The organism is Brevibacillus sp. Leaf182 (assembly GCF_001423865.2).
Classification (GTDB): Bacteria; Bacillota; Bacilli; order Brevibacillales; family Brevibacillaceae; genus Brevibacillus; species Brevibacillus brevis_C.
Genome location: NZ_LMPN02000023.1, coordinates 260,633 through 273,604, shown reverse-complemented (window position 1 = coordinate 273,604; position 12,972 = coordinate 260,633). Strand labels below are relative to the sequence as shown.

9 protein-coding genes are annotated in these 12,972 nt (G+C 49.3%); 3 read left to right on the top strand and 6 right to left on the bottom strand.

The window, feature by feature from the left end; genetic code table 11:
• Positions 1–45 precede the first annotated feature (45 nt).
• The 3 genes from ASG16_RS14735 to ASG16_RS14725 form a co-directional block, all read right to left on the bottom strand.
• The gene (locus ASG16_RS14735) at positions 46–717 is read right to left on the bottom strand and encodes a FadR/GntR family transcriptional regulator (protein ID WP_012685105.1); all 672 of its coding nucleotides are present in this window, start codon (positions 715–717) and stop codon (positions 46–48) included.
• A 106-nt stretch (positions 718–823) separates the two neighbouring features.
• The gene (gene ystJ, locus ASG16_RS14730) at positions 824–2,068 is read right to left on the bottom strand and encodes an NADP-dependent malic enzyme (protein WP_048031695.1); all 1,245 of its coding nucleotides are present in this window, start codon (positions 2,066–2,068) and stop codon (positions 824–826) included.
• Positions 2,069–2,237: 169 nt separating this feature from the next.
• Positions 2,238–5,666: a DNA polymerase III subunit alpha gene (locus ASG16_RS14725; RefSeq protein WP_056496781.1), complete on the bottom strand. Its 3,429-nt coding sequence runs from the start codon at positions 5,664–5,666 to the stop codon at positions 2,238–2,240.
• Between the two features lie 169 nt (positions 5,667–5,835).
• Between ASG16_RS14725 and ASG16_RS14720 the strand changes: the two genes are divergently transcribed.
• Complete coding sequence (locus ASG16_RS14720) at positions 5,836–6,147, top strand: YtpI family protein (protein WP_048031693.1); 312 nt, start codon at positions 5,836–5,838, stop codon at positions 6,145–6,147.
• 221 nt (positions 6,148–6,368) lie between these two features.
• On the opposite strand, the gene ASG16_RS14715 is transcribed toward ASG16_RS14720, so the two are convergent.
• From ASG16_RS14715 to ASG16_RS14700, 3 genes are all read right to left on the bottom strand, one after another.
• Positions 6,369–6,998: a DUF2087 domain-containing protein gene (locus ASG16_RS14715; RefSeq protein ID WP_048031692.1), complete on the bottom strand. Its 630-nt coding sequence runs from the start codon at positions 6,996–6,998 to the stop codon at positions 6,369–6,371.
• Between the two features lie 658 nt (positions 6,999–7,656).
• Positions 7,657–8,967 (bottom strand): DRTGG domain-containing protein, encoded by a 1,311-nt coding sequence (locus ASG16_RS14705; RefSeq protein ID WP_048031690.1) that lies wholly within the window; start codon positions 8,965–8,967, stop codon positions 7,657–7,659.
• Between the two features lie 214 nt (positions 8,968–9,181).
• Positions 9,182–10,339 carry a DUF445 domain-containing protein gene (locus ASG16_RS14700; RefSeq protein WP_056496784.1) on the bottom strand — a complete coding sequence of 386 codons (1,158 nt, stop codon included), beginning with the start codon at positions 10,337–10,339 and terminating at the stop codon, positions 9,182–9,184.
• Between the two features lie 91 nt (positions 10,340–10,430).
• On the opposite strand from ASG16_RS14700, the gene ASG16_RS14695 reads away from it, so the two are divergent.
• Complete coding sequence (locus ASG16_RS14695; RefSeq protein ID WP_056496786.1) at positions 10,431–11,876, top strand: YheC/YheD family endospore coat-associated protein; 1,446 nt, start codon at positions 10,431–10,433, stop codon at positions 11,874–11,876.
• A gap of 5 nt (positions 11,877–11,881) precedes the next feature.
• Positions 11,882–12,970 (top strand): YheC/YheD family endospore coat-associated protein, encoded by a 1,089-nt coding sequence (locus tag ASG16_RS14690; RefSeq protein WP_056496788.1) that lies wholly within the window; start codon positions 11,882–11,884, stop codon positions 12,968–12,970.
• The last annotated feature ends 2 nt before the right edge of the window (positions 12,971–12,972 follow it).

Here is a 12,972-nt window from a genome sequence, read left to right as displayed (position 1 = left end):
ATCATCATATCACAGCGCCAGCGCCCCTCGCAAATTGGGCGAAAACTATAGCTTGCTGTTTTCCAAATGCTTCTTCATTCTCTCTAGTGCGACGTTCACATCGCCTTCGCGAATGGCTTCCATAATCTGTCGATGCTCTACGAGTGCTGCACTCGCTCTGCCTTCACGCGACAGTGATTCAATACGGATACTGTTGCTGTACTCAACCAAAGGCGTCCAGATGCGATGCAGAATCGAATTGCGGCTGGAGCGACATATGACGCGATGAAACTGATAGTCTTCCTCCGCAGGTACCTCGCCTCTTGCTACTCTTTCCTCTGCAATGGCCAGGATGCGTTCCATTTCATCAAAATGCTTGTCAGTCGCCCGTCTACAGGCTAAGCGGACAGCATCCAGCTCTAGCATTCGGCGCATTTCGATCAAGTCCTTCTTGGTTTTGGTATCCCGTAGGATAAAAAAGCCAAGAATATCGATCAGCCGATTGTGTCGGTAATGCTTGAGGAAGGTGCCTTCCCCGCGACGCGTCTCAATGAGTCCGAGCAGCTCCAGAGCCCGAAGAGCCTCGCGTACAGAGGAACGACCTGCTCCCAGTTGCTCGGACAGCTCTCGCTCAGACGGCAGCTTGTCCCCGGGCCGCAAGTTTTGCTCCTGAATGATTTCATGAAGTTGCAGGAGAATTCCTTCGTAAACCTTTCGATCTTGAGAAGAGTCGAGCACGATTATCCTCCTTACTCGTACCTTCAACGAGGAGCACCCTCCACGTTTTGTAAAAAGTCTACGTTTTTGCGCGGAGGGTGTCGTCGGTGCCTCGATAAAGAGTATTTTACGCTTCTTGGTAAGAGATAGCTGTCAATTTCGTCGTTTTTTGTTTTACTTCTTCCGGATCAACTGTGATGCGAGCAACACCCGTTTCCATCGCTGCTTTTGCTACTGCCGCAGCTACGTTTGGCGCTACACGTGGATCGAATGCGGAAGGGATCACTTTATCCGCAGTAAGCTCTTCTGGCGTGATCAGGTCTGCGATTGCATATACAGCAGCCAGCTTCATTTCTTCGTTGATCTCTGTTGCACGTACATCCAAAGCGCCACGGAAGATTCCTGGGAATGCCAGTACGTTGTTTACTTGGTTCGGGAAGTCGGAGCGGCCTGTCCCGATTACTGCCGCACCTGCTTCTTTTGCTTCTTGTGGCATGATTTCTGGTACTGGGTTTGCCATAGCGAAAATGATCGGATCGCGGTTCATCGAACGAACCATGTCTTGTGTAACAGCGCCCGCTACGGATACACCGATGAATACGTCAGCGCCCTTCATTGCGTCAGCCAGGTCACCTTGCAGCATGCTGCGGTTCGTGATTTTCGCCATTTGTTCCTTCACTGGGTTCATACCGAATGGACGGCCTTCGTACACGATTCCTTTTGTATCAACCATGATTACTTCTTTCACGCCCATGGAAATCAAAAGCTTCATGATCGCGATACCAGCGGCACCTGCACCGTTCGCTACTACGCGGATATCTTCCAGCTTTTTGTCAACCACACGCAGAGCATTGATCAGTCCTGCTGCTGTAACGATTGCTGTACCGTGTTGGTCATCGTGGAAAATCGGGATATTTGTTTCGCGCTTCAGACGCTCTTCGATTTCGAAGCATGCAGGAGCTGCGATATCTTCCAAGTTCACGCCGCCAAAAGTAGGCTCGAGCAATTTAACTGTCTCTACGATTTTATCTACATCTGTTGTATTCAAGCAGATCGGGAATGCATCTACGCCTGCGAAGGATTTGAACAAAACTGCTTTCCCTTCCATAACCGGCATTGCTGCTTCTGGTCCGATGTTTCCGAGACCCAGTACAGCCGTACCGTCGCTGACTACTGCAACCAGATTGCCTTTCATCGTGTAATCGTACACTTTGGACTTGTCATCAAAAATATCTTTGCAAGGTTCAGCAACCCCAGGAGAATAGGCAAGACTCAGATCGTAAGCATTGCGAACGGGTACCTTGGTCACTGCCTCCAATTTTCCTTGATGTTTTTTGTGAAGCTCCAGTGCTTCTTCTCTCAGGTTGGACATGAGATCCCACTCCATTTCACGATAATAGTTTCTATGATGGCTTGTAGGCAGTAAAAAATGCCTGGGTTATTCCAAGTGGTCTGACCACTTATTGAGTTATGATCTCAATATAATAAAAAACTGTTCTCCTGTAAACCTGCCGAAAACGGCGAAAAAGGGAGGACATTCCTCATCCTCCCCAATTTATAGGCATTTCTTTCCGAATTACGCTGTCAGGCCCCACAATTTCTCGCGCTTGCTCCAAAAATGACTCATCTACGTCTACCCAATTTGCTTCTGGCAGGCGAATTGTCTGTCTTTTTCCTTCGTAGAAGAGGATAACGGGAATCGTTCCTTTTTTTTCGACAAATAAGCGTGAAAGTCTTTGCAGCGTCGAATCATGCTCTTGCTCTGCTGATATTTTGACAAATAATACGGTCTCGGACTTCGGCTGCGCCAGCGTTTGTGCATCCCAGAAACGGGAAGCCATGAGCTTGACCATGTCGTCTTGGTGGTCGACGCGGGCTTCTGCCACGACGATTTGTTCGCGCTCGAGCAGTGAAGCATACTTCGCATACACCTGTGGGAAAACGACCAGCTCTACGGGTGCCGTTTTGTCCTCTAGCGTAATAAACGCCATCGGGTCCCCTTTTTTCGTTTGGATGCGTCTTGCTTCCGTTATCATTCCGAATACTTTCACCGTCTTGTCGCGCGGCAAATCCCCCAATGAGGAGATAACCGCTATTTCCGGGCGACTGGCGACATGAGCAAACTGATCCAGTGGATGACCCGAGATGTATACCCCGATCAAGTCCCGCTCCTCTTTTAATTGCTGCGTATGTGAGAGCGGCGGTACCTCGGGATATTCTGCCGGCTCTCGCAAAGGTGCCGCATCTTCTTCTCCCGCAAAAAGATTGAGCTGGTTGGCATCTCGCTCGATTCTCTTGCTGTTTGCCTTCCCTACCGCTTCATCCAGCAATAGCAAAAGCTGACTGCGATGTCCTGGCAACGAGTCCAGTGCGCCGCATAAAGTGAGCGACTCTACTACTCTGCGATTGACTAACCGCGCATCCACGCGCGCACAAAAATCAAAGACATCGCGATACGGTCTGCCTTTTCGCTCTTTCACGATTGATTCAATGGCACCGTAGCCGACATTTTTCACTGCGGCCAGACCGAAGCGAATTGCATCCTGCTCCACTGTAAAGTAGGCCAGACTCTGATTCACATCAGGCCCAAGCACGGTAAGCTGCAATCGCCGCGCTTCTTCCGTGTACTCGGCAATTCTCGTTTGACTGCCAATGGACAACGAGAGTAGCGCTGCCATAAAAGCAAGCGGATACGTTGCTTTCAAATAAGCCATCTGGTAGGCAATGATCGCATAAGCAACCGAGTGGGCTTTGTTGAAGCCGTAATCGGCAAAGCGCACGATCAAATCGTAGACTTGATTGCCCAGCGTTTCTCCGTACCCTTGCCGGACACAACCAGCCACGAACTTCTCCCGCTGCTCCGCCAAAAGCTCCCGTTTCTTTTTCCCGACTGCTCGACGCAAAATATCTGCCTCACCAAGACTGAAGCCTGCGAGTGTCGAGGAAATCTGCATGATTTGCTCCTGATAAATCATAAAACCATGTGTCTCCCGCAAAATCGGCTCGAGAACAGGATGGGCGTACTGTACTTTGCTCTGCCCGTGTTTGGCGGCAATGTACTGCGGGATGATCTCCATCGGCCCCGGGCGATACAATGCCAGTACCGCAATGATGTCATCGAGGTTACTTGGCTTCAAATCTCGCAGCACATTGCGCATCCCGGAAGATTCCAGTTGAAAAATGCCGGTCGTCTCCCCACGCGAGAGTATACGAAACGTTTTCTCGTCGTCTGTCGGCAGCTTATCCAGATCAAGCGATATTCCCTGCTCCTGCAAATGACGCAACGTCTCCTGAATGATTGTCAAATTGCGCAAGCCGAGGAAGTCCATCTTCAACAGACCGACTTCTTCGAGAATTTCCATCGGATACTGCGTGAGCGCCAAGCCTTCATTGCCCGTCTGTAATGGAACGTAATTCGTCAGAGGTTCCCGCGAAATGACGACACCCGCCGCATGTGTGGAGGCGTGGCGCGGCAAGCCTTCTACACCCCTTGCCGTTTCGATCAGTTGCGCTGCTTGTTTGTTTTCCGCGCACAGCTTGCCGATATCCGGGTTGATCTGCATCGCTCGTTCAATCGTCATTCCTGGCGATTGCGGGATCATTTTCGCCACGCGATCCACGATTCCCAAAGACAAGCCTAACGCCCGTCCAACGTCACGCACTGCTGCACGAGCCGCCATCGTTCCAAAGGTAATGATTTGGGCAACACGATCATGACCGTACTTGCTCGCTACATAGTGAATGACTTCGTCACGGCGCTCTACGGAAAAATCGATATCAATATCGGGCATCGTCACCCGCTCCGGGTTGAGAAAGCGTTCAAAGAGCAACTGAAAGCGAAGTGGATCGACATTCGTGATTTTCAAAACGTACGCAACCAGACTACCCGCCGCTGACCCACGTCCAGGTCCTGTTGGTATCCCGTTTTCGTGAGCGTACCGCATGAAATCCCATACAATCAGGAAGTAATCGGTGAAACCCGTCCCTGTAATAATCGCCAGCTCGTGATCCAGACGCGCTTGCACTTCTGGTGTAATCTCACCGTATCGCTCCAGGCAGCCCTTTTCACACAGTTCACGCAAATACTTTGTTGAAGCTTGTCCCTCTGCCAAAGGAAATTCCGGTAAAATATGTTCGCCAAAGGTAAGATCCAGCTTGCATCTATCTGCAATGGCGACCGTATTCGCTAACGCCTGGGGAGCAAAGGCAAAGAGCGCCGCCATTTCCTCGGCACTTTTCAGATAGTATTGATCTGTCTCGTAGCGCAAACGGTTTTCTTCGCCAATCGTCTTGCCTTCTTTGATCGCCAGCAAGATATCATGCTGCTGGTGATCCTCCCTGTGGATGTAGTGAACATTGTTCGTCGCAACTAGCGGAATCCCGGTCTCCTGGCTCAGTTTCACGAGACGAGTATTCAGCCTGCGCTCCACTTCCAGGCCATGATCAGCCAGTTCCAAATAAAAATGCTGTTCACCAAACATTCGCTGATACTGGAGAGCGGCTTCTTTCGCAGCGTCCACTTCTCCAGCCAGTAACAGCTTGGCTACTTCCCCTTGCTGGCAGCCGCTCAGTGCAATGAGGCCATCTGTATGCTTTGCCAACACCTCTTTGTTGAGACGCGGAAGGATGTAGTTGCCGTCTGTATTCGCGATTGTCGCCAGCTTCAGGAGATTCCGGTAGCCCGTTTCGTTTTCAGCGAGAACGATCAGATGACTAGGCGGCGGTGCATTTCGCACGCGATCTTGCAGATTTCCTTCTATTACGTATATTTCCATTCCGATAATCGGTTGGATGCCTGCCTCCAGACAAGCTTTATAAAACGGGATCGCCCCGTACAGATTGGCATGGTCTGTCATAGCCAGTGCATGCATGCCCAATTCGCTGGCTCGCTTCACTAGCTCATCGATACGTGCTGCTCCATCCAGCAGACTGTACTCTGTATGAACATGCAAATGGACAAAGGAGGTCATGATATTACCCCTCTCACTTTTCACGATTGAAACTTTCTCTCTTACATTATACCGGAAGTATAGCGCATACGGACGTTAAGAACAAACGTTCTCGCTTGTATTTGACCGTTATCCCCTGATTTTGGTAGGATGATTAATACCAGAATGGCTAGAAAGGATGAATCCATATATGTGGCCTGCCTTTTACATGACCGGTGTTCTCGCTTCCCTGGTAGCCAGCGTCTACTATAGTATCCATGCGCGCAGACGAGGCATCCATCCGCTTGAATCGCGTATGTTGCTGGGGAAAATGAATGTGTCATTAGGGATACTCGTTTCTTTGTTCGGCATCAATCAGTTTACTTTTGATTCTCTTGATACGATTCGCATTGTCGTTGCGTTGATCATGCTGATTGTAGGGGCTATGAATTTATTTTTGGGAACTCGCAATTATTTCCGTTATCGAACAGCTTGGCAGGCAGAATTGAAAAAAGGGGTATAAAAAAAGGGCATGAGAACAAATTACGTTCTACATGCCTTTTTCATTTTTAGGAAAACGATGACTGGAAATACTTTTCCTCTATTCCCAACTGTTTATCATACAAACCTGATAGAGCTCTCGCTATAATGAGTTTGTGTGACATTCTATTGCTTCGACAACCTGAGCGGCAGTGCCGAAGGTTGTCCTTTTTTCTGTTCAATTCAGAAGGAAACGATTTCCTGCTATTGCAGGTCTTCGGCTTTTGCCCACATTTCCTCTGGGTTCAGCTCATAGATGCCCTCTTCTCGATACATATAATGATTCATGATAAATTCTCTGCGAATCGTAGCATAATCCTCATGGAATTGGCGAATGTATTCGTTAATCTCTGGTTCCTTGTATTTGCGGCCTTTTTCTAATCCACGGACCATGTATTCAAAGACGATCAGCTTTTTCTTACGCTGGGACGGGATTTGTTTCAGCCTGCCATCTGGCGTAATAAAGCTGCGAATGACCTGCATTTTTTCCGCTGCCATCTGGTGCCTCCTCTGAACATGTGAGTTATCTTGCGCAAAAATGTCTTCTGCTGTGGAATCCTTTGCTTTTTCCATGACGTTCACGATTTCTTGCGATTGGCGTTTTACATTGGCTTCGTGCAGGTAAAAGTAAATGGTGTTTTTATCTCGACGTTCGTAAACGACACCCGCTTCTCGAAGCTTTGCCATATGGTGGGTGATGGTGGGAGGTGTTACACCGAGCTTGCCTGCCAACGCCTGTCCGTGCAGGGGACCATTCGCCAAAATCGCGAGAATGCGTACGCGCGTCGGGTCTCCGAGTGCTTTGTAAAAGGTGACGAGTTGGTCTAATTGCAAAATGGGGCACTCCTTTCCTAGTTTATTCGTTTCGATTAGATGATGTTCTAATTAGATGATAAGTTGCATTGCTTTGCCTGTCAATTCTAGGGCGTTGAAAATACCCTTAGCCGTTGCTGTTGGTGGCAGCGGAAAAAGGAGAAAACGCTCGAGCTTCTTGGGCCCCCTGCATGGGGTCATTCCTGCACGTCTCCGTGGAAAAAGGGAAACCGCGTCCAAAGTAGTCCTCCCAGGAAGCATGTTCAGAGGTGGACGCTTAAAGGCGTGTTTCCCTTTTTCCACTGCGCCTCGGCTGGTGTCCCAAAGAGCCTCGCTTATTTCTCCTTTTTCCTTGATGCTGCTATTATCTTTGTTGGAATTTATACTGTCAGTGAATCAAGGAAGTATTTAACTTCATGAATGAACTAAAAAGATGCTTTTTACAAAAGCTGCGTAGAAGAAGCGCATTTCCAGTCCAAGCGCCTCTGGAGCCCGACAAAGCGGAGGGCTGAATGGAGGGAGTGGTTTTAGCTTCAACTCTGCGAATCCTTCATCGAAACTTCTACTTTTGAAGCGACTCCCGCCATTCAGGCCGAAGCGTAGACTGGAAATGCGCTTCTTCTCTCCACTACAGCCACTTTTCAACATAAAAAAGAACAGTCTACAAGAGACTGTTCCTTTAACGTTCAATAATTTGCGCAGTAATCATGGCCTGCCCCACGAGCTGTTCGCCGTGGAATACGGATACTTCGACTTTTCCGAAGCGGCGGCTAATGTCCAATAGGCGCGGTTTAACTTCGATATGACTTTCCATCTGGACTGGCTTTAGGAAATAGACCGTGATATTTTCTGGTACCATGTCGCCTCGACGATGGTGGCGCAGCAAGTTACAGGCAGCCTCTACCATGACAGTCGTCATGATTCCGCTGGCAATCGTTCCGAGATGATTCGTCATCTGAGGGCTCACATCACCTAGATAGACCATCTCATCTGATTGTCGCTCCTCACGGAAATGGGACATGATCAGATTCGGGAACGTTTCACTCATCTGTGGTTGCTTGGCTGTAAATTGCAGTGCTTTTAACACGTCGTTACGGCTCAAGACCCCTACGAGCTTGCGATGGTTGTCTACGACAGGCAATAGCTCGATTCCTTCCCACACCATGGTGTGCGCAGATGACGCTACGGATACTCGCGGCGAGGTCGTAATCGGGTTCTTCGTCATAACCTTGTCGATCGTCGCCGTTTCCTCATGACCGATGATGTCTTTGGAGGTAACAATCCCGATCAGGCGCATCTGCTCGTCAACGACGGGGAATCTCGTGTCCTGATACAGCTCCGTATACTGGTGCCACTTGGCAACAGAATCTGATGTCAATAATACAGGCGTTTCTGCAAGCGGCTTCAAAATATCCTCTACCATTACGATTTCTTTTTTGATCAGGCGATCGTAAATGGCTCGGTTAATCATCGAGGCTACCGTAAAGGAGTCGTAGCTAGACGAGATGATTGGCAGCGCTAAGCGGTCAGCCAACTGCTTGATTTCCTCGCTTGTATCGAATCCCCCGGTAATTAATACGGCAGCCCCTTGCTGCAAAGCGATTTTGTGCGCCTGATAGCGGTTACCGACAATCAAGAGACTTCCGGCATCAATATAGCGCATCATGGCTTCGAGCTGCATGGCCCCTATTACAAATTTATTCAAGGTCTTGTGTAAGCCTTCACGTCCGGCTTGCACATGACCATCAACGATGTTCACAACCTCCGCAAAGGTCAATCGTTCAATATTTTCCTTTTGCTTCTTCTCGATTCTCACCGTACCGACACGCTCAATCGTGCTGACGTATCCTTGCGTTTCCGCTTCCTTGATCGCGCGGTATGCAGTCCCTTCACTCACATCCAGGTCTTTCGCGATCTGCCGCACGGAAATCTTCGAACCGATCGGAAGGCGATCAATATGTTGCAAGATTTGTTCATGTTTCGTTGCCATATTGCTATTCCCCCTTCCTTTTCTCCCACCCGTTCCATGTACGTGCGCTCCTTCGACCAATATACCCGAAGGCGGGGCAAAAAAAAAGGGTAGCTTTTTCGAAAGCTACCGACCAGAAAGTATATCATTAAGGGGGTTTTCATCGTGCTTTTATCATACCCAAGGAATATTACAGGATTATTACAACACAGTTACAGTTTCTTTTCAGTTTTGTTTAACTGAGCAAATTTGCCAATATCCCTTGGACAAGCCCAATAATCCCGCCAAGGATGAATCCGAGCACCGTAATCATGCGGAATTCCTTCCCTGAGATCCCGACTACCATCTCTTCAATTCTTTCAATTGGGAAACCCTCTACTTGCCGGGTAACAATATCCCGGATGGCCAGACGAGAAAATATTCTCTCTATGTTTTGTTGCAGCGTGTCCACCATCCACTTTGCCAAACGAGGAACGAGTTCCGTTGTCACCGCTTCGGAAATAGGCGCTGTCAAACGAGACAGAGGCTCGTCTACGATGCGCAGGCTTTGCTCCTCCAGCTTGGCAAAAAGCTTCCGCGCCCAATCGTCCACTTGATCTCGCCCAATCCAGGCAACCACTTCGCCCACATTTTTGTCCAAGAGCTTGTCCGCTTCCTTATGCAAAAAGTAGTGCACGCGCTCCGAAAGCTCTCTGCTTTGCAAAAGCTCATCAAGATACGGGAGAATCTTGCCCAAAATCTTGTCATCCCCAAGAAACATCCCGACCAAGCCGCCAAACATGCCTCCGCCTCCACCGAGCAAGCCACGCACCATGTTTTGCAAGGTTTGCTGGCCTTCCGGAGAATGTAAATATTCGCGGAAACGTTTCAAGAGCAGTTCGCTCACACTGCCAAGTGCAGCATCCAGACGCTCGCGTCCGTTGTCCGTAACCAACTCTCGCAGTTTTTTCTCTTCATATTGTGCCAGAACCTGTTCGACAAAAGTACCCCATTTCGCCTCGATAGGCGCGCGGACACCCTCACTCCACGTTCCGTCTTCCTGAAATAACTGTGGCATCACTGTGAGCAATGCTTGACGTAGACTACGCTCATCTGTCATCCAGTCGCGAGCGATGGTGTTCATCCATCCTGTCAGTGTGCTCTCCAAACCACTCTGATTCAGCGCACGCTTGATTCCCTCTGTCGTCAGCAAATGTTCTTCGACGAGTCTGCCCATTTGTATCGCGATATCGTCCCGTCTCCTCGGGATCAATCCCGGGGTAAAAGGCACTTTCCACCTGCCTATATACCACGGTTTTACTGGTTTAAACAGCATTCGGATGGCTAACTCATTCGTCACCCCACCGATGACAGAGCCTACTGCAATGTTCACTAATAGTATCCAAGCGTTCATAAATACTAACAACCTCTCTTCTCTACATGGCACCAAACGTTTTGGATGCTCATACCATAGACTAACTTTGCCTGATGGGAAGGGGATACTCATGTCTTACGTTCCAACAATCGTTGTCGAAAACGAGATAATATCGGAAGTAGACCTTTACCTGCCCCAGGCGCACTTGCGCAAATGGAATCTTTCAACACCGTCCACCATTGCGGTTCAATTTGGGAGCAAAACCGTTTCTGCACGCGTAAGCGGTTCGGAACGGGGAGGCAAAACCTCGGGTAAAACCTTCATACGACCATCTTTAGCTCAATCCCTATATCTACCCAGGGGCGTTCCACTCTTAGTCCGTTATGATGCGAGTCAGAAAACAATCATTTTCGGACCGTATGTAGGTGTTCTTGTTTCGACCTACAATGCAGCGTTCCCGAAAGCACCGTTTGGTCACCTAAACTCTTTCTTCCAGGAGATGTCCGATATCACCCGTAAACGCGGAGGTATCCTTTGCACATTTCGGCTTCAGGATGTCAACTGGGATACGGGAATCGTCCGTGGCCTCGTTAGAAGAGGAGGCGTCTGGAGACAAACCTTACTTCCGCTTCCACAATGCATTTACAACCGGCTCATATCCCGCCAACGCGAACGAAGTGAACAAATGGCCAACTGGGTCCAACGCTGCAAGGACGCTTCCATTCCCTTTTTTAACGAGCGATTTTTGAATAAGTGGCATGTACACACCGCTCTCGAGAATCAACCGACAGCCTCCGAACATCTTCCCAGTATGGTTCGGTATTTGAAACAGGAAGACTTGCAGAAAATGCTATCTACGTATCGCACCGTTTATGCAAAACCAGCTAACGGCAGCATGGGGCGCGGGATCATTCGAATTCGCAGTTCGCCCGAGGGATACCAGCTCGCGTTCCCTGGAGGATTGCGCAAATCATTTGCTAGCATTCAGGGCTTACATCAGTATTTGCAAAAAAGGATAAAAGGCACATCCTATTTGCTGCAACAAGGGTTAGCGTTAATCGGCATCCAAGGACGACCGACAGATTTTCGTGTATTGGTACAAAAAGACCGAAAAGGCGAATGGTCCATCACTTCCATGGTAGCTCGCCTGGGATTAAACCACATTGTTTCCAATATATCCAGAGGCGGGCAGATGATGACTCCCCTTCAGGCGCTGCGAGTTTGTGGACCACGGGCGAGCGCGATTCGACCATCTCCTCAAACGTTACACGCAGTAGCACTTAAGCTCGCGATCCTTTTAGAAGAATCCCTGCCTGGGCAGTACGCAGAATTCGGAATTGATCTGGGAGTCGATGTTCATGGACGGGTGTGGCTATTGGAGGTCAACAGCAAGCCATCCAAGTCAGCCAAAACTGTTCCGCTGCCTGAGGGTGCCGAAGAGCTGCCTCGGCGTGCTCGCCCTTCTGTCATTCGCATGCTGGATTATTCCGCCTTTCTAAGTGGTTTTCCCCGGACCATACAACCACAAAAGACGATAAAAAGAAAACCGAAGCGCAACAAAAACAGGCGAAGGTGACCTACATGACAGCATCCAAGAGAAGTCTTGGCATCATGGCCCGGTGCCAAGGCTCCCACTTTGTAGACAAAGGGTACTACAAAAAGCTTACGCTCTATGGACGCAAGCACGGCATTCGCGTCTTCGTTTTTTCACCACGTCAGGTTAACTTTTCCACCCGTATGGTAAAAGGCTTCGAATATCGCAATGGGTCCTGGCACGCGAAAGACTTCCCAATTCCCGCCTTTATCTATGATCGTTGCTTTGTGGGCCCATCTTATCGCCACTATAAACCATTTGTGGAAAAGTTGCAAAACGATCGCAACATTACGTTTTTGGGGCATGGTCTGTCTGGAAAATGGCAGGTGCACCAGATGCTCGTTAAGTCCCCTCTCCTCGCCCCGCTGCTCCCGCCTACTGAAATATTCTCATATCCTGTGCTCCATGCAACCTTGCAAAAATACGGGGCAGCCATCATCAAGCCGATGGCGGGAACACACGGTATTGGCGTTGTGAGAATCAAAGAAATGCGCAGTGGCTATGAAGCTTCCGGACGAAACCGAGACAATACGCCTTTCACCAGGCGAATTCGTGACACTGCCGGGTTAAAAAGTTTTGTGTCTGTCTTTACTGCCGGCCGAAAGTTCCTGGTACAGCCCTATTTGGAGCTGCATACCCCGGATGGTACCCCATTCGATGTCCGTGTTCTGGTTCAAAAAAACGGGCTGGGGAAATGGGGGACAACTGGAAAAGCTGTGCGCCTGGGAGACAAACGCAGTATCACCTCCAATTTGCACGGAGGAGGGAAAGCAACACCTCTGGCCTCTTTCCTGCCCCTTCACTTCACATCCACAAAAGCGGCACGCATCGAGCAAACAATCAACCGAGTGGCAGAAGAACTTCCCCGTTTTTTGGAAGAGTCACACGGCAGACTCGTTGAGCTGGGAATCGATATTGGCATCGACACCGCAGGTAATGTTTGGATCATCGAGGTAAACAGCAGACCAGGGCGAAACGTTTTTCGCATGATTGACGACCCGACTGCACAACTGCATTCGATTACTCAGCCTGTTCGCTACGCCCACTATCTCATGAAAGAGCGTGTAGGAGGTTAAAG

Bases quoted from the DNA above. Each gene is read 5' to 3' on its own strand.
- ASG16_RS14690 (WP_056496788.1), top strand. From the start codon at position 11,882: ATGACAGCATCCAAGAGAAGTCTTGGCATCATGGCCCGGTGCCAAGGC.
- ASG16_RS14720 (WP_048031693.1), top strand. From the start codon at position 5,836: ATGTGGCCTGCCTTTTACATGACCGGTGTTCTCGCTTCCCTGGTAGCC.
- ASG16_RS14700 (WP_056496784.1), bottom strand. From the start codon at position 10,339: ATGAACGCTTGGATACTATTAGTGAACATTGCAGTAGGCTCTGTCATC.
- ASG16_RS14695 (WP_056496786.1), top strand. From the start codon at position 10,431: ATGTCTTACGTTCCAACAATCGTTGTCGAAAACGAGATAATATCGGAA.
- ystJ (WP_048031695.1), bottom strand. From the start codon at position 2,068: ATGTCCAACCTGAGAGAAGAAGCACTGGAGCTTCACAAAAAACATCAA.
- ASG16_RS14725 (WP_056496781.1), bottom strand. From the start codon at position 5,666: ATGACCTCCTTTGTCCATTTGCATGTTCATACAGAGTACAGTCTGCTG.
- ASG16_RS14705 (WP_048031690.1), bottom strand. From the start codon at position 8,967: ATGGCAACGAAACATGAACAAATCTTGCAACATATTGATCGCCTTCCG.